This window comes from Hymenobacter sp. YC55, from assembly GCF_029433095.1.
Taxonomy (GTDB): domain Bacteria; phylum Bacteroidota; class Bacteroidia; order Cytophagales; family Hymenobacteraceae; genus Hymenobacter.
Map to the genome: position 1 here is coordinate 1,263,707 of NZ_JARNTX010000002.1, position 20,172 is coordinate 1,283,878.

18 protein-coding genes are annotated in these 20,172 nt (G+C 52.5%); 3 read left to right on the forward strand and 15 right to left on the reverse strand.

The features are described from left to right. The first annotated feature begins 63 nt into the window (after nt 1-63). A complete protein-coding gene (locus P1X16_RS18555) occupies nt 64-2,439 on the forward strand; it encodes a transglycosylase domain-containing protein (protein ID WP_277232022.1) in 2,376 nt (791 codons plus the stop codon). Between the two features lie 6 nt (nt 2,440-2,445). On the opposite strand, the gene P1X16_RS18560 is transcribed toward P1X16_RS18555, so the two are convergent. The 5 genes from P1X16_RS18560 to P1X16_RS18580 form a co-directional block, all read right to left on the reverse strand. Continuing rightward, nucleotides 2,446-2,706, reverse strand: coding sequence for a BPTI/Kunitz domain-containing protein (locus P1X16_RS18560; RefSeq protein WP_277232025.1), 261 nt, complete (start codon nt 2,704-2,706; stop codon nt 2,446-2,448). An 82-nt stretch (nt 2,707-2,788) separates the two neighbouring features. After that, on the reverse strand, nt 2,789-4,009 hold the full coding sequence (locus P1X16_RS18565) for a hypothetical protein (protein WP_277232027.1): 1,221 nt from the start codon (nt 4,007-4,009) through the stop codon (nt 2,789-2,791). A 9-nt stretch (nt 4,010-4,018) separates the two neighbouring features. Continuing rightward, entirely contained in the window at nt 4,019-4,933 is a 915-nt protein-coding gene (locus P1X16_RS18570; RefSeq protein WP_277232030.1) for a TIGR01777 family oxidoreductase, read from the reverse strand. Between the two features lie 122 nt (nt 4,934-5,055). Then, a complete protein-coding gene (gene folE, locus P1X16_RS18575) occupies nt 5,056-5,727 on the reverse strand; it encodes a GTP cyclohydrolase I FolE (protein ID WP_277232032.1) in 672 nt (223 codons plus the stop codon). Then, on the reverse strand, nt 5,720-6,127 hold the full coding sequence (locus P1X16_RS18580; protein WP_277232033.1) for a 6-carboxytetrahydropterin synthase: 408 nt from the start codon (nt 6,125-6,127) through the stop codon (nt 5,720-5,722). The genes folE and P1X16_RS18580 overlap by 8 nt, the downstream gene beginning before the upstream one ends. Nucleotides 6,128-6,382: 255 nt before the next feature. Between P1X16_RS18580 and P1X16_RS18585 the strand changes: the two genes are divergently transcribed. Then, on the forward strand, nt 6,383-7,090 hold the full coding sequence (locus P1X16_RS18585) for a DNA repair ATPase (protein WP_277232036.1): 708 nt from the start codon (nt 6,383-6,385) through the stop codon (nt 7,088-7,090). Nucleotides 7,091-7,329: 239 nt separating this feature from the next. Here the strand turns inward: P1X16_RS18585 and P1X16_RS18590 are convergent, their stop codons facing one another. Together P1X16_RS18590 and P1X16_RS18595 are read right to left on the reverse strand one after the other, a co-directional pair. After that, on the reverse strand, nt 7,330-7,920 hold the full coding sequence (locus P1X16_RS18590; RefSeq protein WP_277232039.1) for an inorganic diphosphatase: 591 nt from the start codon (nt 7,918-7,920) through the stop codon (nt 7,330-7,332). 28 nt (nt 7,921-7,948) lie between these two features. Beyond that, nucleotides 7,949-10,930: a M1 family metallopeptidase gene (locus P1X16_RS18595; protein WP_277232041.1), complete on the reverse strand. Its 2,982-nt coding sequence runs from the start codon at nt 10,928-10,930 to the stop codon at nt 7,949-7,951. Nucleotides 10,931-11,071: 141 nt separating this feature from the next. Between P1X16_RS18595 and P1X16_RS18600 the strand changes: the two genes are divergently transcribed. Then, nucleotides 11,072-11,491: a hypothetical protein gene (locus tag P1X16_RS18600; RefSeq protein WP_277232044.1), complete on the forward strand. Its 420-nt coding sequence runs from the start codon at nt 11,072-11,074 to the stop codon at nt 11,489-11,491. Nucleotides 11,492-11,569: 78 nt separating this feature from the next. Here P1X16_RS18600 and rplS read toward each other — a convergent pair whose 3' ends face one another. The 8 genes from rplS to P1X16_RS18640 form a co-directional block, all read right to left on the reverse strand. Next, entirely contained in the window at nt 11,570-11,950 is a 381-nt protein-coding gene (gene rplS / locus P1X16_RS18605; protein ID WP_277232047.1) for a 50S ribosomal protein L19, read from the reverse strand. Nucleotides 11,951-12,138: 188 nt separating this feature from the next. Continuing rightward, complete coding sequence (gene trmD, locus P1X16_RS18610; RefSeq protein ID WP_277232048.1) at nt 12,139-12,816, reverse strand: tRNA (guanosine(37)-N1)-methyltransferase TrmD; 678 nt, start codon at nt 12,814-12,816, stop codon at nt 12,139-12,141. Nucleotides 12,817-12,837: 21 nt separating this feature from the next. Continuing rightward, on the reverse strand, nt 12,838-13,419 hold the full coding sequence (rimM, locus tag P1X16_RS18615; protein ID WP_277232051.1) for a ribosome maturation factor RimM: 582 nt from the start codon (nt 13,417-13,419) through the stop codon (nt 12,838-12,840). A gap of 114 nt (nt 13,420-13,533) precedes the next feature. After that, nucleotides 13,534-14,076: a 30S ribosomal protein S16 gene (locus tag P1X16_RS18620; RefSeq protein ID WP_277232053.1), complete on the reverse strand. Its 543-nt coding sequence runs from the start codon at nt 14,074-14,076 to the stop codon at nt 13,534-13,536. A 241-nt stretch (nt 14,077-14,317) separates the two neighbouring features. Continuing rightward, nucleotides 14,318-15,076, reverse strand: a complete 759-nt coding sequence (locus tag P1X16_RS18625; RefSeq protein WP_277232056.1) for an acyl-CoA desaturase — start codon at nt 15,074-15,076, stop codon at nt 14,318-14,320. Between the two features lie 261 nt (nt 15,077-15,337). Then, complete coding sequence (locus P1X16_RS18630; protein ID WP_277232059.1) at nt 15,338-16,045, reverse strand: RluA family pseudouridine synthase; 708 nt, start codon at nt 16,043-16,045, stop codon at nt 15,338-15,340. Between the two features lie 113 nt (nt 16,046-16,158). Continuing rightward, a complete protein-coding gene (panB, locus tag P1X16_RS18635) occupies nt 16,159-16,974 on the reverse strand; it encodes a 3-methyl-2-oxobutanoate hydroxymethyltransferase (protein ID WP_277232062.1) in 816 nt (271 codons plus the stop codon). 144 nt (nt 16,975-17,118) lie between these two features. Then, nucleotides 17,119-19,962 (reverse strand): putative LPS assembly protein LptD, encoded by a 2,844-nt coding sequence (locus P1X16_RS18640; RefSeq protein WP_277232064.1) that lies wholly within the window; start codon nt 19,960-19,962, stop codon nt 17,119-17,121. Nucleotides 19,963-20,172 lie beyond the last annotated feature (210 nt).

The following is a 20,172-nucleotide window of genomic DNA, read 5'->3' on the forward strand; positions in this document are numbered from 1 at the left end:
AACTGGTATATTTACCACTTCTTGACCTGTCACCCCAGGACGCCGCCGCCCAATCTGCTCTGAATGTCCGCTCCAGAACTGCCGAAAACAAACCCCACAACCCGACCGCGCCGGCCTTGGTCGAACCGTGTTACGCGTGCCTTTTGGGCCCTATTTGTGTTGGGCGTCGGCACGTTTTTGCTCTATCCTATTTTGGTGAGCATGAACTTCATGTTCCTCTTCGGCAAGTCGCCGAGCCTAGAAGAACTAGAAGACCCCAAGGTGGAGCAGCCCTCGGAAATCTATACTGCCGATGGCGTACTGATCGGCAAATATTTCCGCGAAAACCGCGTGCCGGTAACGCTGAACAAGATTTCGCCTCTCCTTATCAAGGCCCTTATTGCCACCGAAGACGTCCGCTTTTACGAGCATTCCGGCATCGACCTAACCGCGTTGGGCCGCGCCGCGGCCGGGGTAGCAACCGGCAACCGCAGCGGTGGCGGCTCTACCATCACCCAGCAGCTTGCCAAAAACCTCTATAAAACCCGTCGGGGCGAAACCCGTGGGGGCTTGGGCTACATCCCGGGGGTAAGCACGCTGATCAGCAAAACCAAGGAGTGGCTTACGGCCGTGGAATTGGAGCGCCGCTATACCAAAGAAGAGATTCTGCGGATGTATTTCAACACGGTAGAATACGGCTCGAAAGCGTACGGCATTAAGGTAGCGGCCAAAACCTTCTTCAGCACTTCCCCCGACAGCCTCACGGCTGAGCAAGCGGCCACACTGGTTGGCATGCTCAACAACCCAACCGCCTACAATCCACGCTTCCATCCCGATGCGGCCCGCAAACGCCGCAACCTAGTGCTTACGCGTATGGGGCAAGCTGGTGTACTGCCCGCCGCCGAAGTTGCCGCGCTTCAGCAGCAGCCTATTGTACTCAAGTATCAATTCGAGCAGCACATCGATGGGCCGCCCACGTATTTCCGGGGGGCTGTCAGCCAGTTCGTGAATGAGTGGTGCGAGAAGAACGGCTACGACATGTATCGCGACGGGCTGAAAATCTACACCACTATTGATTCGCGGATGCAGCAGTACGCCGAGGAATCGGTGCAGGACCGCATGAAACGGCTGCAACAGCAGTTCGATAGGTTTTGGAAAAACCGGGATAAGAACCCGTGGGTGGATGAGGAAGGCAATGAAATTCCCAACTTCATTGAAACCCAAATGAAGCGGACCGAGCAGTACAAGGAATTGGCCGAGCGCTACAAAGGCCAGCCCGCTCTCCTCGACTCGGCGCTGCATCGCAAGCATCCCACCAAAGTATTCACCTGGAAAGGCGACGGGGACACCACGCTGCTTCTTTCCCCGCTTGATTCGCTGGCGTACTACAAGCATTTCCTGCACGCCGGCATGATGACCATGGACCCCTTCACTGGCCAAATTAAGGCGTGGGTGGGCGGCCTCAACTACCGGTTCTTCCAGTACGACCACGTCAAGCAAGGCAAGCGCCAAGCGGGTTCCACCTTTAAACCGTTCGTTTACCTCACGGCCATCGACAATGGCTATGCGCCCTGCGACCGAATCCGGGACGAGCGGGTGACCATCAACTATGTCGAGAACGGCAAGGACATGGAGTGGAAGCCCGACAACGTAACGCGCGAATACACGGGCATTAACATGACGCTGCGCCAAGCCATGGCCCGCTCCGTGAACTCGGTTACCGCGCAACTTACCGAGCGGGTTGGGTGGGACAACGTGGCCAAGTATGCCCACAAAGTAGGTATCAAAAGCCCTCTGCTGCCGGTGCCTAGCATCGGCCTCGGTTCGGGCGGCGACGTGAGCGTGTACGAAATGGTGAATGCTTACAGCACCTTCGTCAACCAAGGCTTCCAATCGGACCCGATGATTGTTACGCGCATCGAGGACCGCAACGGCAACGTCATCAAGCAATTCGACCCTAAGCAGCGGCGCGCCATCTCACCCGAAACGGCATGGCTGATGCTCTACATGCTGCGCGGCGGCATGGACGAGCCTGGTGGTACCTCGCAGGCGCTGTGGGAGTATGAGCTGTGGAAGAAGAACAACCAAATTGGGGGTAAAACCGGCACCACCTCCAACTATTCCGATGGTTGGTACATGGGCGTTACCAAAGACTTGGTTACTGGTGTTTGGGTAGGAGGGGAGGACCGAAGCATTCACTTCCAAGGTTCTCAGCAGGGCGAAGGTGGCCGTACGGCGCTGCCTATCTTCGGCAAATACATGGAAAAAGTGTACGAAGATTCCGACCTCGGCATTACCATGGGCCCATTCCCCAAGTATCCCGGCAAAATCACGCGCCGCTACCAGTGCGTTTCCGAGCAACCGCGCCGTCGTCAGGCAGAAGCCGTCGATACCATTGTAGTTGACAACCTGCTGGAGAACCTCAACAGTGGCGCCGTGCCCGTGCCTGATAGCCTGTAAATTCGGTTACTTACAGCCACAGTCCTGGCACTCCTGCAGGGTAGTAAACGGCACTACGCCACCGCAGCCACCCCAAGTAAATGGCTTGCACTTTTTGTCTTTAGGGTCATAATAGTAGCGCACAAAGGCTGCGTAGCACAGGCCTGCATCGGGTACGAGCGCACAGGCTGCTGGCTGAGAAGCAGGTTCGGGAGCATTTTTCTCAGGTTGGCAGGAGGTAACCGCGGCTAGGAGCGCGGCGGTTGAGAGAAGTAGAGCGTATTTCATAATAGCACGAGCCTGACTGCTACTATAGGGTTGCAAAGCAGCTAATTTGCCTTCAACTCAACTAGTAAAACCACTTGAGGCTTCACTTGCTAACTGGCCTGCGGCGAAGCATATATAACGCAGTCAGCAGCCCGGTCGCCAGAAGCGCAGAAAGCCCTTGGAAACGGATGCGCCACCAAGGAGAAGTACCCATAGTCCGATTTACTTCAAGGGAATTGCTCCAAGCAATGAAGGCATCCGCAATAGGTAACTGGCCGAAAAGGTAGCGTTTCTGGCCACTGATTTGAAAAGGCATACCAAAAGCCTCTATACTATTGCGTAAGCCAACGGCAGTGACCGTGTCGCCATAGCGCTGCATAACGCGTCGGCCTACAATAGATGCCGCTCCACCCACGTCGAGTAGCACTGGCCCTGAGTCGATATGCTCCGCATTGTCGGCTTCCTGTGCCGATTCGCGCATGCCTGGCAAACCAAAACGAGAGGTAAGAAAATGGTGCCGATACAGCCGGAAGTGCCGCCGGGCGTAGGTGGAGTCTATTTCGTACAGAAAATTGAGTAGTTGGCTTTGCGACGCGCCAAGAGCTGCTTGTTGCACCTTGCCCGTGCGCGCATCTGTTTTGTGCGGAATCATGCCCAACGAGTCGAGGCGTGTGTCCACGACGGTTAGCCACTGCCGAATAGTTGCTTGATACTGTGGCGGTAGTACTCGGTCGTGGCACGCCAGGGCCGCCAGGCACATCATTCCATCGGCAGGCCATGCCGCACCCGGGTACGACTCGAGGTAGGGAGTAGAGCTTACAGCCAAAGCCTGCGCTATCTGCGTGCAATTCTGCTTGAACAGCTTGACGTCGGCGGCAGTCCGCTCAGCGGAAGTTTGCGCAGCCAGGTAGCGGCCCAACACATAGGTAGACCAACCTCGATAATAAGCACCGTAGGGCAGTGGCAGATCCTGCTCAAATATGGCGCGCCCAGCTGGTGACAGAATAGCTCGCATGGCCCAGGCGGTTTCTCCTAACGCCTCATGACGTAACATTGAACTATCGGGCAGGCCGCCCGCCAGTTCCACCCAGCTCAGACCATAGAGGGCGTTGAGATACACGAAGCCTTCCGGATATAGCTCTTGCATATCCTCCCCGGCTCCTTGGTGCATGGGGGTTTTCAGGAAGCGTAGCTGGCCCAGCAAATCCTGATTAAGTGGTCTGCCCGCAACTGGTTCTATCTGCGGCTGATAATACAGCCGGTAGTTCAGGTACAGCAGATAGAGCAAAGGCAAACACAGCAGTGCTCGAAGTAACGTGCGCATTAGCTACCGCTACTCCTCTTCATAGAACGACTCCAATGCCGGCTTCAGGTGGGGGTACTCGAACGTGAAGCCCTGGCGGAGTACTTTCTCGGCGCTGACGCGTTGGCTGGCCAACACAATTTCGCTCATCTCGCCCATCATTAAATTCAAGGCAAACTCTGGCACCTTCGGCAGCACCAACGGGCGGTGCAGCACACTGGCCAAGGTTTCAGTGAATTCTTTGTTGGTAACAGGGTTGGGCGCCACTGCATTGTAAGTGCCGTGCCACTGCGGTTCTTCCAGCATCTGCATTAGCAGGCGGCACAGATCGTCGAGGTGAATCCAGGACATGTACTGCCGACCTGTGCCAAGTGGAGCCCCTGCCATCATCTTCACCGTGCGCGCCAGTGGCACCAGCGCCCCTCCCTCCGGGCTCAGCACAATGCCAATACGAGTGATAATGGTGCGGATACCGAGGCGCTCTACATCGTGAGCCGCTAACTCCCAGCGCTGCGAAACATCCACCAGAAAGTCGGTGGCCGACGCCGGAGACGTTTCTTCGTTCACCACTTGGTCGCCACTGTCTCCATATATACCAATGGCCGAAGCTGAAATAAACGCTCGTACATGGTGCCCGTCTTTCGCCAGTTCACGCGCCAACAAGGCGGTCCCGCCCAAGCGGCTCGTGAGAATTTCGTGCTTTCGCTCTTCCGTCCATTTGCCATCCGAAACGCTAGAACCCGCCAAATTAATGACGTAATCAGCGTATGGTATAGCGGCTTCGTCGATAGTGCCTGCTCGCAGATCCCAGCGAAAGCTGCGGTAGTGGCCAGTACTAGGCTGCCGGCTAAGCAAGGCTACCTCGTAGCCCGCATCAATAAGCATCTCGGCAAGACGGGTGCCAATCATACCAGTACCACCGCTGATGAGGACTTTACGAGACATGGCGTAGGGAGCTTATTGTAGGTGTGTAGTTGTAGCGCAAAAAGCAGCTTTTAGGGCCTGGATTGAAAAACTACGGCAACCTATAACTAAAACCAGAAAAACCTGCAATCTGCCTTAAAAACTCATTTGCCAATCAAACGCAAAAACTCGGCTCGTAGGGCTGCATCTTCACCAAAAACACCACCATACTCAGCTGTAAGCGTGGAACTGCTCGTGTCGTTTACACCTCGGCTCATCACGCACAAATGGTCGGCCTCAATAAGTACGGCCACGTTATCAGTATGGAGGGCTTGCTTTAGCTCTTCCGCAATCTGGCGAGTTAGACGCTCCTGCACCTGTGGCCGGCGGGCGTAGTACTGCACTACGCGGTTAAGCTTACTTAAACCTACCACATGCTCGCCGGGCAAATACGCTACGTGGGCCTTGCCGATAATAGGAACGAAGTGATGCTCGCAGCACGAGAAAAGTGTGATATCGCGCTCCACCAGCATCTGGCCATATTGGTAGCGGTTGTCGAAAAGCCGCACCTCAGGCCGATGTTCGGGCGAAAGGCCGCGAAACCACTCTTGCACGTACATCTTAGCCACGCGGCGCGGCGTACCAGCTAAGCTATCGTCCGTCAAGTCGAGGCCTAGCAGGTGCATGATTTCGCGAAAGTGCTCGGTTATGCCTGCTATCTTTTCCTCGTCAGTAAGGGCAAAGGCATCGGGGCGAAGAGGAGTGCGTAAATCGGCCGACAGGTGGGTATCGACGGGTGGGGTGCCCCCAGCCGGGGTAGGCACGGATTTATCCATGATATTCTACAAAGTTTCGCTCGGTCTCATACAAAGTAACCGAGAGGCTCAGCTGCGGATCTAAGTGCGTACGCAACCGGTTCCAGATAACAACCGCAATGTTCTCGGCAGTTGGATTGAGTTCACGGAATTCCTCTGTGTCCAGATTCAGGTTCCGATGATCAAAGGTATCGAGAATCTCGCGTTTAATGAGGTCACTTAACCGCTTCATGTCGTACACGTAGCCGGTTTCCGGGTTGGTTTCCCCGGTCAGGCGTACGATAAGCTCGTAGTTATGACCGTGGTAGTGGGGGTTGTTGCATTTGCCAAACACACGTTGGTTCTGCTCGTCGCTCCAAGCTGGATTGTGCAGACGATGTGCGGCATTGAAGTGTTCCTTTCGGCAGACAGTTACAGGCATAGGAGAGAGAAACCGTGAGGGGTTGATTTTGTTTTGTGATTTATGCTCTTACAAGATGAGGTAAATGGGGCTCCATAAATAGCATTTTTGTCAGTTTAGCAACATGTGATATAACCTATTTAATAAAAGATCATTTAGGCGAAAAAAAACATTCCAGAGCGTAGTGAGATGTATTAGGAGTAGTTAAATTTGAAGAGTCGAAATATAAAAATCGGACTTAAACGAGACTCACGTACCACTAATTACCTCATTCACATGAAAAAAGGCGTACTCCTCTCCCTGTTGTTTTTTGTGCTGACGGCGACTGGCTACGCACAGAAATCACCCGTTGATGAAACGGATATGGCTATCAAAGGGATTCCCCGTAAAGGCCAGCGCGTAACCATTCAGTTGGACAGCAAGCGCGTTGATGAATCCTGGAAGAAGCAGCTTGATGCGCAGTTTGGCAATAAAGTAAAAGCCGATAAAGGTATTTACCAGCTAGAAGGTGTTGTTATCGAAGACATTTCGAAAACCCCTATTCGCGTAATCAGCAAAGTAGATGCTACTCCAACCGGTACATCAGTTTGGTGGTCTGTTGACTTGGGTAACGCTTACCTGAGCAAAGATGCCACTCCTGTGCAGTGGAAAGCTAGCGAGAAGTACCTGAAAGATTTCGCTCGGATGCTGTACCGCGAAGACCTTGCTGTTCAAGTAGCTGAAGCTGAGAAGTCGTTGGTATCGTCGCAGAACAACCACATGGCAGTAATTCAGAAGTCTGACGCCATCAAGAAAGACATCGAGAAGAACAAGTTGAAGAAAGTTGAAATCCAGCAGCAATTGGCTCAGAACGCCGCTGAACTGCTACAATACAACAACCAAGTAGACTTGAACCTCAAAGAGCAAGAAGCTGCTCGCGCCGACATTGTGAATATGCGCGTAGCACTCGAGGCTGTAAAAGAGCGCATGAACAAGATTGAGTAGTAACAACAAGAGAACTGCTGGCCTACCATCAAATTGTACTTAATATTATCCAGAGAGCCGCTTCCATGGGAGCGGCTCTCTTGTTTTACTACAATGCCTCCGAGGGGATTTTAGTGAGCCTCACATTTAGTACTATTCAATCAGTGGCCGTAGTATGCTAACAGAAGAAAGGCCGCTCATTTAATAGCTTAATAAGTGCTAATTTTTAAAAGAAGCTCTCCTTCAATGCCAACTACGGTTTAATTCATAGCTTCTTTCACTTGCTGTTCGGCAGCCTTTTCGTCCTTCCAACTCACAACACGTATTTCGCCAAGACGCCCTTGATGCAGAAACCATTGACGAATAACCTCCTGAGCGCCAGGGTAGCGGCTGGTTAGGTCATGCCACGAAACTACATCAGGCAATATCTGCTGGCTAGGCCGGGCTGGTACCGCCAGCACTATCGGCTTCAGTATCCCATTGTCGTCGAGCGTAAGCAATCCTATGGGTAATACTTCCAGTACCGTACCAGTTGGTTGGGTTTCAATAAGCACAAGTGCCGCTAATGGATTAGCAGCTGCACCCAAGCGTGTGCCTGGTATGAAGCCCTGGTTGCCGGGACACGGTAAAAACTCAGCAACTAGTTCGAGGCCGGCCCGGCGGACTGGCACGAATTCGTGGCTGGTGGGGTCGTAGCGGCGAGCGTGGTTGGTACCGGCTGGCATTTCTACTACCACTTGCAACAGCTTCCGCTCCGCCGAGAAGGTGGGTAAGTCCTCATAGTGGGGAGTGCAGCTGGCAAAGAAACCACTAAGCAACGCCGCTTTAAAGAGGCCAGCGGTATAGCGCATGCTAGACAAGTGAAACAAGAGGAATACGCTACTGCGCTAGTTGCTCATCAAGTAACCGAAAAGGGTTTAGTTGATCGAGACGCAGTACGAAGCGAATCTGGTTAGTGAAGTCCTTGCGGTTGGCCGGGAAGCCGTTGCTATATTGAGAGCCTGCCACTGGAAAGTAAAAACTCAAAGCCCGATTCAAAATTGGCAAGCTTATACCAGCATCATAATACAAGCGCTGCGGGTTGCGGTCTGCTACTACTTGGTTTTTCTCCTTGGTGGCTCCAAAATCGGCGAAGAGCCCGAACGGGGTCACGGGCAGATCAGCCTGCAGATTGAGCGTGGTAAGCCAACGACGACTTGCAACGGGCACATTCGCTTTGAAAGCACCGTCTCTGTCATCAAACTGATGTTCTTGGGCTGCTAAGCTGGGTGACATCTGCTGCCGGTCAAGGAACATAGTTTGGCGCCGATAATCGAAGCTGCCGCTCAAGCCCATAGCAAAGGGCGTTTCGTTCGCCTTTTGCAAGAAGCTGCCTCCAAACAGGCGCACTGAGAAAGTTTTCTTCGGAGAGTAGTAACGTGTATGCTTTACTTCAGCCCGCACTAAGGCTGCTACCGTTCGCTCGTTGTCTTCTGAAAGGTCAGGAGTGAAGTAGTTGAGTTCGATATGCCCATTCCAACGCCGAATAGCATTGCTGATGCCTACGCCATACTCCAGCGACTGTATACTCGCCGTAACGCGGTTGTCCTGGGTATAAATGGCCGTGTTGGCCAGCTTCACCGTGTGCTGCGGCTTGTCGAAAGCCGTGTGGGGCAACTGCAGCGTCAAGCTAGGTTCCACTTTGCGGTAGCGTTCGAAGCGCTGTACTACCACACCTAGCACTGCCCGGCGCGTGAACTGAACCGGCAAAATATTCAGGTTCAGAACTCCAATACCGTTCAGCTCTTTACGGTTGAAGCTGTACATAGGCATAGCTAGGTAGCTGAACTTTTTGACGTTGATAGGGCTGTTGTAGAAAGCAGCACCCAGCATAAACTTGTCTGATGTATTAGCCCCGAATACCGGTAACCAGTTAATCGCCGCCCGATCCCAACGCTCGGGACTTATCGCGGGGCGTAGCTTCACGGGCTCTAAGGCACGCAGAAGACCGGTAGTTCGAAGGTGGTCGTCGCGGCGGTTCAGCTGGGGGGTGAGGTACTCCGGATCGGCAACAATGGCAGCAACTCCTTCCTCCCGAAACCGCAATACGGCGCTGTCGTCTTCATCGGTGTTGGTAAAGGGCTTGGTCCATTGCGTTTCTAGCACTTTGCCTTGCGCATCGAGCGTAGCTACTGGGAACGGAAACGGGGTAGGAGAGTCGTTGCGAATCAATACTTTGCGCTGCCCTTTTTCTTCCTTCGACTTGGCTATTACGGCGTTATAGCGGTAGGTGCCAGTAAGCATAGGCCCAAAAAACCAGGCAAGCTTCTGCCCGGTCGTTTGCTCGAATACAGCCTGCATATCCTCAGGGTAAGGATGGCGAAATTGCCACTGCTCGTAGTAGGCCTGCATGGCAGCATCGAACTTCTCTTGCCCCAAGTAAGCTGCAAAGTATTTCAGCAGAGAGGCTGTTTTACTGTACATGATGATGGCATAGTTTAGCTTACCGTAATCAGCAGAAGTGATGTTACTTATTGGCTGGTCAAGGCCTCGACTAGCTACTGCTTGGTAAGGAATCTGGCTGAGTGCTGCGTTAGGGAGGCCATCGGTACTTAAGAGTCGGGCTCCCGTACCCGTGGTGGGCAACCCTGCCAAAATGCCTCCACTTTCGCCATGCAATTCGGCCACTCGGTTCTCTACATAAGAATTCACGCCTTCGTCCATCCAGCCAAAATCTCGCTCGTTGGAAGCCAGAATGCCGTAGAACCAATTGTGACCCACCTCATGCACAATAGCTTCTGGCTGCGTGACGGTTACCATAGGATACTCCATGCCCGAACCGGCACTCAGGGCGCCATCTACAGCCGTAGCCGCACTGTAGGGGTATTCACCTACCCAGCGCGAGTAGTACACCACGGCCGAGTCGACGTCCTGCAGGCCTTTTTGCCACTTGGTAGCTTCCTTGTTGGTGAACAGCACCCACGTGGCCACCTGTCGACCCGAGGGCAGTGTCACGCCACTTTTCAGCACGTTGAATCGCTTATCTGCAAACCAGGCAAAATCATGCACACGGTCTTGCACGTAGCGTAGCGTTTTAGTTTCAGTAGCAGAAGCTGGAAAGTCTAGGTCGTCGCCGAAGTCAGCGGCAGTTTTCTTGAGTGCTGTGGCCGCTGCCAATTGGTCGAGGCGAGTCTGCTCCTCGGGGTTCTGCAGCACGCCGGTAGCGCCCACCGTGTAATTGGCGGGAAGCGTAATCCGAACATCAAACGAACCAAACTCCGAGTAAAATTCGCCTTGGTCGAGATAAGGCATGGGATGCCAGCCTTTCCGGTCGTAGACAGCTGGTTTGGGATACCACTGCGTAATCTGGTAGCTCTGGTCTACGTGGCCAAAGCGCGAGAAGGAATCAGGAATTTTTACCCGAAAGGGCGTGGTAATTGTGACGCTGGCGCCGGGAGCTAGCCGCTGTGGCAGCAATAGCTTGGCCATGTCCGGGCTTTCGGGGTCATACTCCAACTTGGCAGGCTGGCCGTTTACTTGAAAATCAAGCTGGTCGATAAAACCACGTTGCTGGGCAGTGGAAAAATGAAATTTGCGGCTTTGATTGCGGAGTTGCTGCCGAGCAAATGCAGTGTTATCGTCACGGTAAGCATTAGGCCACAAATGAAACCAGATGAAAGGTAATGCTGAGGGCGAGTTGTTGGTATATACCAACTCTTCGCGGCCCGTAAGCACGTGCTGCTTGTCATCCAGTGTAACATCAATCGAATAATTGACCTGTTGCTGCCAATAGGCGGCAGGGGCCACAGGTTTGGCTGTGGGCTGCGAAAACGTCAGCAAGGGCAGCGCAATCAGCCAGAAGCCGACTATAAGTTTTTTCATACGAGGCAACAAGGAACGGGACGATACTGAAACGAAAGTAACTATCTGTTGCGTATGGCTGCGCTACAACCTTTGCCAAGTGCCCACCGTTTGCACAGGCAGTACTTTCCAACTCCGCTTCGGCGGCCCAATCACATCGCTATGTCCTTCCACAAACAGCCCAAAGACGACACCCAGCACCAGAACCACCTCGACGGTACCAGCAAAATCCTGAGCGGTGATTTATTCGAAGAAGCGAATCGCGCCGGCCTCGACAACGCACTGCAACGCTGGATAGAAGATGTAAAAGACGTTAACAATCCCGAACTGCACCAGATAGTGGTTGATTTGCAAGCGCTAAAGGCTCACTTCGGTGGCGGATCTATCGACTCCAAGTTGGTAGGCCAACTCCTAGGACGTCTCGGCGAAAATACCATCAAGGCTGCTATTTTTGCTGATAACCCGAATACTTCAGAGCGAGTTACTAAGCTAGGCGAGACATTACTGAAAGCTGCCAAGCAAGTGCAAAGCCCACAAACTTCAGCTGAAGAAGACTTGCAGCAGGATTCCTCTAGTCGCTAGAGTGATTTGAGATAATCAATAAAAAAGCCGGCCTGCTCGATGAGGAGCAGGCCGGCTTTTTATTGATTGCTATCGAGCTTAAGCAGTTACTTTCTCTGCTATGTTCAAGCGCTTCTCTTTGATACGAGCAGCTTTGCCCGACAGGCCACGCAGATAGAACAGACGAGCCCGACGTACCTTACCGCGACGGATTACCTCGATCTTGTCGATGTTAGGCGACAGGAGAGGGAAGATACGCTCGGTACCGATCTGGTTGGAAATCTTACGAACGGTAAAGGTCTCACCGTTGGAGTTAGGGTTCTTGCGCTGAATAACAACACCTTGGAACTGCTGAATGCGCTCCTTGTTGCCCTCGCGGATCTTTACGTGGACGTTGATGGTGTCGCCGGCAGCAAAACTAGGGAAGCTGGCGCGGCGCTCCTGGGATTCCTGCTGAATAAAATCGAGTAGTACGCTCATGGCTGAAAAAACTTTGAAAGGACGGCCGCGCCGTCTATGGTTTCGGTAAGGAGGCGCAAATATAGCGCTTTGTTTTGAAATTGTGAAACTGCAACTTCATGAAATTGTGAGTTTGCCACTCAATCGGCATAGTTTATTTGAACTGCGTTAGCAGAGCAGCAAATACGCTATTTCATAAAGCCACTATTTTACTCTTGTAGAAGGTCTGGACGGCGCTGCCGAGTTCGTTCCAGTGCTTGGTCGTGCCGCCAGATATCTATTTGGGGAGTGTTGCCGGAAAGCAAAATCCCGGGTACTTCCTGCCCACGCCATTCTGCCGGACGGGTATACACCGGCGGTGCCAGCAGGTTGTCTTGAAACGAGTCACTCAGTGCTGATTCCTCGTTGCCGAGAACACCTGGTAATAGGCGCACCACAGCATCAACCAGCACCGCTGCGCCCAGCTCGCCACCGCTCAAGACATAGTCCCCAACGCTAATTTCGTGGGTGATATAGGCTTGCCGGATTCGCTCGTCTACGCCTTTATAGTGACCACAAAGGATCAGCAAATTGCCAGCCAACGACAAGCGGTTGACTAGCGGCTGCCGCAAGGTCTCTCCGTCGGGGGTCATGTAAATGACAGCGTCGTAGCTGCGTTGGGCTAGGAGCTCATCGAAGCAGGCTGCAATAGGCTCCACACGCAATACCATGCCGGCCCCGCCGCCGAACACATAATCATCGATTTGTCCGTGCTTGTTGATAGCGTAGCGGCGCAGATCGTGCAGATGAATTTTGGCTAGCCCTTTATCCTGCGCACGCTTCACAATAGAGTGTGCAAAGGGGCTAACCAGCAAATCGGGCTGGCACGTCACGATGTCGATACGCATAGCAAGCGGGATGGGAGTAAACTATGGTTCGTCGAATTCGTCGGGCTCGTCCCGCTCACGGGAAGGTGGCGTGAGATACACGTCGAGCAAGCCCTCAGGAAGCTGCACATATAGTTTCTTGCCCTCTTGGTCGGCGCGAGAAATCAACTCGTCTACCACCGGAATCAAAACTTCCTGCCCCTTGTAGCGCATGGCCAGCAAGTCCTGTTGGGGTAGCTCGTAGAAGGTTTCTACTACACCTAGCTCACCTAACTGTTCGTCTACTACCGTGAAGCCAATAACATCATGGAAGTAAAATTGATCTTCTTCCAATTGAGGCAACGCTTCGAGTGGGCGGTAAAGCTTGGCGTTGCGCAGGGGCTCGGCGTCTTCTATCCGCTCGATTCCTTTTAGCTTTAGCAAAACCCGGTTTTCAGCCTGGGGCTGCAGCTTTTCCACATCATAGGCGGTCAGCTTGCCGGGAGCGGTAGGCATTTCCAGCAATACCGATTTCACTTTGCGGTAAGCATCGAGGTCATCTACATCCAGAAAAGCCATGACAAACCCTTTCAGGCCGTGGGGCTTGCCGATGGAGCCAAGCAAATAGCAGTCGTCGAGGGTCATAAGGTAGAGGTTTCGGAGAAATGAGGAGAGGTGACTAGGAGCGAGCAATCAGAAGCCGGCGCATTCCAATCACTCAATTCCTAATCACCTCTCCCTCGATTACCAGCAAAAAGCTTAAGCGCCGGCTTCCTCAGTGGTTTCGGCTGAAGCTGCAGCGTCGGTGGTTTCACCTTCGGCAGCAGGAGCTTCAACAGGAGCTGGCGTGTTTTTCTTGCGCAGCGCCTCAGCACGAGCTTCTTTCACTTTGGTTTCAGCAGCCAGACGAGCTACGCGAGCATCATCTTTCGCGGTGCCGAGCGAAGTACGCTTGGTTTCGATCTTAGCGTCTTTCTGCTCTTTCCACTGGGTGTAGCGCTGGTCGGCTACTTCCTGCGAAATAGCGCCTTTGATAACACCTAGTTGCAAGTGCTTGCGGTAGAGCACACCACGGTAAGAGAGCATAGCCCGAACAGTGTCGGTAGGTTGTGCACCCTTCATGATCCAATCGAAAGCCTTATCACCATCAAAATTGATAGAAGCAGGGTTCGTGTTGGGGTCGTAGGTGCCAAGTTTCTCGATAAAGCGGCCGTCACGCGGGGAGCGAGAGTCAGCAACAACGATGTCGAATTGAGCGGCCTTTTTGCGGCCACGACGGGCGAGGCGGATTTTAACTGCCATAAACCGGGTTGGTTAAGCGACGCAACTCGTGCGTCTGATTGAAAAATGAGGTGCAAAGGTAAGCACAGTTTTCACACCGTGAAAGCCCGCCTCTGAATTAACTCTGTACCTGTGCCGAAGCGTCGCCTGTTAGCAGGTAAAACGACCAGATTTTTGGCTTCGCTCTCGTCTATAAAGCTGAATCCCTTGACACCGGGGCGCCAAGGGATTCTAAAATATGAGCTTATACTTAACAAGAGACTTAGGCAGCTACCCGCATCTTTTGCGCTTTCTGCTTACGCTTGATTTTGATGATGCCTGCTTTGTCCATAGTCCAGATGAACATGTACGTAGGATCAAACTCCCACCACTTCACACCGAAATTTACACGCATGGGCAACTTATGGTGGTTGTTCTGGAACAACTCACCGAAGGCCAGGAAGTCTAGCGCCAGCGTGTTTTTCGAGTGGTCGTGGTTGTCGAAGTTTTGGTAGCCGTACTTATGGCCGCCCCAGTTCACAATAGCTCCATGAATTGGACCCATCAGAAAGTGAATCGGTAGCAGCAGATACTGCCACCACGCCGTAGCAAAGTTGATATAGAACAGCACGTAAGCGGTGCCCCAGCCCAAGCGCGAAAACCACTTGTCGCCTAGGTTCTCGATCAACTTCCATTCCGGATAATCGCCCTCGAAACGCTCGGCGGCAGCGTAGTTGCGGTTCAACACATCGTTGTAAATGTTCTTGGTCTTCCACATCATCGAGAAGGCGTTAGAAGAAAACAACGGCGAGTGGGGGTCCATCTCGGTGTCGGAGTAGGCGTGGTGCATGCGGTGCAACAGCGCATAAGCCCGCGGCGACAAGAACGAAGAGCCTTGGCAGATGTATGTGAACAAGAAGAAAAACCGCTCCCAAAACTTGTTCATGGTGAACATTTTGTGCGCTGCGTAGCGGTGCAGATAGAACGTCTGCGTAAACAGCGACAAGTAGTAATGGGCAACAAAAAAGACGAGAATTGCCATAGTAGAAATATGTGAAGGTCGAAGTCGGGAGCAGGCGCTTCAGGTGGCAAAGCCCAAATGCAATGCTTTAGTTCAGAAGCGCTTTTACAAAACTACGGCCAGTATCTGCTGAGTGCAATTTCCGGGATGGAAAGGCCAAAATGTTGTTAGGGTTTTATTTGCAGCTAAACCGTGCAAAGTTTCAAACGCTATAGCTTTCTAGCCTTGCTTGGGCCAACCACATTGATATGCAGCACTTATTAGGAACTGGAAAAAAGAAGTTTAGTAGTACGCAGTTGCAGCTTCCCAGTGGGGCATGTCGGGCAACGGGGCCACAAAGGTCATATCTTCTTTGGTAACCGGGTGTTGTAGTTCTAGTTGCCGAGCGTGCAGCGCAATGCTCACATCAGGTAACGGGGCCAAGAACCCATACTTTACATCACCAACTATAGGCGTGCCCAATCCTGTAGAGAGCTGCACCCGAATTTGATGCGGCCGGCCGGTAACGGGGTTTACTTTTACTAAGTAGCGGGTGCCTGCTTGCCCTAGAACGGTATAGTCGAGGTCAGACTTTTGGCCTTGCCCGTGGCGCTCGGTATAGGCTTTGGTGGTATTCCGAATAGGATCTTTCACGAGCCAATGCGTGAGGTGCCCACTCGTAGGCTCGGGGCATTTGCCGGTTAGGGCCCAGTAGGTTTTGTGAATCTTGTTGTCGCGAAACATTTCATTCAGCCTACTCAGAGCTTTACTGGTCTTGGCCAGTATCACAATGCCACTCACGGGGCGGTCAATGCGGTGCGCCACTCCAATGAAGGCGGCACCTGGCTTTTTGTACTTGAAGCGCAAGTACTCTTCGGCCTTTGCAGAAAGAGGTTCGTCGCCAGTAGCGTCGCCCTGCACGAGCAGACCGGCTGGCTTGTTAATAACGAGCAGATGATTGTCTTCGAACAGAATTTCCTTCCGTTCCGACCACAGGTTCGGACGATTCACTAGTAAATAATCAGCATTGAACAGTGAGCAACAGCCAAATTTCGGCGCATGTTTGCACGGAATATATCAATCGATAGATGCTTGCTACTCATTGATATAGATGGTTGTCGCAATTAATAAGCTTCTTCGGCGCTAGGAAAGTCCCGGCTTTTTACATCCTCGATATAACGCTGCACTGCATTGTGCATGATGTCACCTAAGTCGGCGTAGCGACGCAGAAAACGCGGTTTAAACTCTTTGGTAATGCCTAGCATGTCATGCACAACCAAGACTTGTCCATCCACATCGGGGCCGGCCCCGATGCCAATTACGGGAATCGTGAGCTTCTCGGCTACCTGCTTGGCTAATGCCGACGGAATTTTTTCCAATACTACGGCAAAGCACCCAAGCTCTTCCAGCAAAACGGCATCTTCAATAAGCTTCTGCGCTTCCGCGTCTTCCTTGGCCCGCACGGTATAGGTGCCAAACTTATAGATACTCTGCGGGGTGAGGCCAAGGTGCCCCATTACTGGAATACCGGCAGTTAGAATCCGGGTAATAGAATCCTTGATTTCGGCGCCGCCTTCCACCTTGATGCCATGCCCGCCCGATTCTTTCATGATGCGGATAGCAGAACGCAGTGCTTCCGAAGAATTTCCTTGGTAGGAGCCAAACGGCATATCAACGACTACGAAAGCCCGCTTCACGGCGCGCACCACCGACGAAGCGTGATAGATCATCTGGTCGAGCGTAATGGGCAGGGTGGTTTCGTGGCCAGCCATGACGTTGGACGCCGAATCGCCAACTAAAAGCACGTCGATGCCCGCGCCGTCTAGGATAGTCGCCATCGAAAAGTCGTAGGCCGTGAGCATAGAAATTTTTTCGCCCCGCCGTTTCATGGCCAGCAACTGGTGCGTGGTCACGAGTTTGACTTCTTTGTGCTGCGACATTTGAGAATGATTAGAGGTAGCTGATGCAGGGACTGAAATTCCGGACAAAAGTGTCGAAATTCTAGCATTTCCCGCCCCTGGCATCAGTGCCCCACTATAAGTACTCTATCCTTTCTTGTATCAATTCGCTCTCAGCCGCATTTACTAGCGGTTGAGGAAAGTGCGGTTGCGGTTCAGCTTCAGGTCCTGTAGTAGCGACGATTTAGCGGCAATCGTCACGAAGTAGCCTTGAGCAGGACCCTTGAACGGCCGCCATGTGCCCGTAATCTGCCAGCAGTGCAAGTCGCGGAAAATATCGAGCGAGGTGAAAGCCGAGGTCTGGTTGATAAAGTCGTAGTTGGTGGTGTAGCCTACCCGCGTATTTGCTGTGAGTTTCACCGAGCCGCTTAAATTCAGCGATGCGGAAGCGAGTGAGCGAGGGCGAATGTAGGTGCCGCGGCTAGGACGCGGACCCGGATCGGTGTAATTGGCCGTGAAGCCGGAGTTCAATTCCCAAGGCAATTCGAAGTCCACATAATCCTCATACGGGTTGATTGGAATTGGGCCGCCCAGGGCTGGGTCGTTGGCGGGCGCTACATCACGGCGAATGTTGGATTTACGTCCTGGCTTTTGGCTCGGGTTGAACTGATAGTTCAGTGACAAACTGCTACTAGCAAGGCGAGCTAACCGACGATTACCCTTTTGATCGAAGAGGTACCTGTTGATGATAGTGCCAGATGAATCGCGCTGATAAGGCTCGAAAGTAGCATTCACCAAAAGGTTAAGCTTGCGTGCCACCTGAGTTCGGAACGTAGTACTGATAGGTGAAAGCCGAGGGACGTTACGAGGAGCAAGAAAATTGTAGCTGAAGTTTAAGTCCAACCCATCAATCAAGCTAACTTTTTTGAATGGTGTGGTACCCGTCGTGTCATTGTTATCACGCACTTTCATTTCCACAGCGTTCTGCAAAGAAAACCCTATTGTGCCTGCTGCATCGGAGCCGACACTAGAAGGCGCGCCTGTGAACCCTTGATAATAAGAGTAAAAACGCTCATCATATATAAAGCCAGTAATTGAATCTCGTCTTGCTCCAACGGGTAGTCTGTTATCAGGCGTATTGCGGGCTACACCATAATAAGGGAGGCCTTTAATTATTTGCGCGGAACTGCCGCCTTTTCTTCCCGGTACATAATTGATGCTGATGTTCGGCGTAACCTTGTGCCGGATTGCCTCTATTTTTTTGCCCTTTATTTGAAACAACCCATAGATATTAGTGCCAAAGTTCACTCCGAATCCACTAGAGAAATCGCCTACAGTGGTGAATTGTCTCAGTGTGTCAATTCGGACTGCTTGAGCTACAGAGTCATATCTATAGCTAAGTTTCTTAAGGTACCAAGCTTGATTGTAATTGACCGATGGAGCGAGGTTGATAAACTTCAGGATATTATAGCTGCCAAGCGAAATTTGAAACTGGTGCAGGATGCTAGTTTGCGCATTGCTAAGTAACCTATCAATATTCTTGAGTTGAATAGGGAAAACCGAACTTGTGCTAGCGCCGCCAAGCAATGGAATGCCACCGCCGAGTGTCCGGGCTGGCTGTGTATTGGTAAGACGGTTTTGAGCATTCAACGTGTAGGAAAAAGCGAATTGCTCGTAAAATTTGCCGGTAGGTGATAGGCCTAACCACTGATAAGGATATTGCCGGGCTACACCGACCGTAATATCAGGCAGGGTGAAGTCCATAGTACCCGTCTGGACGTTTTGGCTCTGACTTGCGTTGATGGCGTAGTTGATTGGAGCGTTGCGTAACTGCTTGCTATAACTAACAGTTGAGTTAAACGCTGGCGCCAGGTAACGCGTGGGGTCGAATGCGTTTTGCTGGTTGAAGTCGGAGCTACCCGCCCGTACACTGGCTGAGAAACGGCCGCCACCCGGACGGGGCGTGGGCGCATGGCTCCAGGTTAACCAGAAGGTTTGTGGCTTGCGAGGCCGGCGGAAAAATGGATTCGTGTTAACCCCTTCATCAGAGGAAAGTTGCTCGGCAGGGCGCGACGAAAACTCGAAGCTGAGCAAGCCACTGTATCTGTAACGCTTGATATACTGCATTTCAGACGTGCCGCGCCAGCCCCCAAACTTCTCGCCAGCACCTGAGTAAACGTCGCCCGTGAGGCGCAGGCCAATATTGTCGCTGGCGGCCCAATAGTAGCCGCCGTTGCGTAGGTAAAAGCCCCGATCGGTGGAAGTACCGAAGGTGGGAATTATAAGGCCCGAGGCCCGGCTCTTACTAGGAGAGGGGAAATAGCCGAAGGGCAAGCCCAACGGCAACGGAATATCGCTGATAACGAGGTTGAACGGTCCCGTTACCACTTTCTCACCCGGAATCATCTTCATCTTAGAGGCATTGATGAAGAAGTGCGGATGCTCTAGGTTACACGTGGTGTAGCGCCCGTTGCGGCCAAAGATTTCGTTGTACTGGTTTTTCTTGATGACATCAGCGTGCACGTAGCCTTCGCCTTGTTGCGTCACGGCTTCGGCAATCTTACCCTTCTTGGTTTTAAAGTTGTAGTTAATACGCCCTGCCTGATAGTTCTCTGCCCCGTTCTTGAAAATGGGCCTGTCCTGCACCTTGCCGGTGGAATCAGGTGCTCCTTCAGCATTGATTAGGTTCTTGCTGTAGTCTACCGTAATTACGGCTGCTTTCAAGGATACTTCGCCATAGTCGACGTTGGCCTTGTCATAGAGCGTGGCCTTTTTCTCTTGCACGTTGAAGCGGATAGAGTCCTTGGCTGCATACTTCACAGTCGTTTCCACGTCGCCTTTGCGCTTGGAGCCAGTCGAGAGCTGCAACGAATCGGTACCTGACCGGCGGACTATTCCGGCTGTGTCAGTGGCAACGTTAGTACCGGCCCGGCGCGTCGTCCGAATGGTATCAGGACGCAGCACGGGCGGCGGGGTACGCACGTCGGAGCGTACATCGGCGCCGGGGCGTCGAGTGGGCGTTTGGGCCAAGGCAGGAAATGCTAGGAACCCTAGAATAATCCATAGTACCAGGAGCCGGATAATCCGGCATAGTGGCCTGATAAAGAAAATAATACTTGTGTCGGACAAAGGCTCGAGTACGGCCACGTGATTTTATTCGTTTATTTTGTGGCGGTTTGCAAAGGTAGCGGGTCGCTGCTCTTCACTAACGAAAACTGTGCGGAATATTGTCGCCTTGTG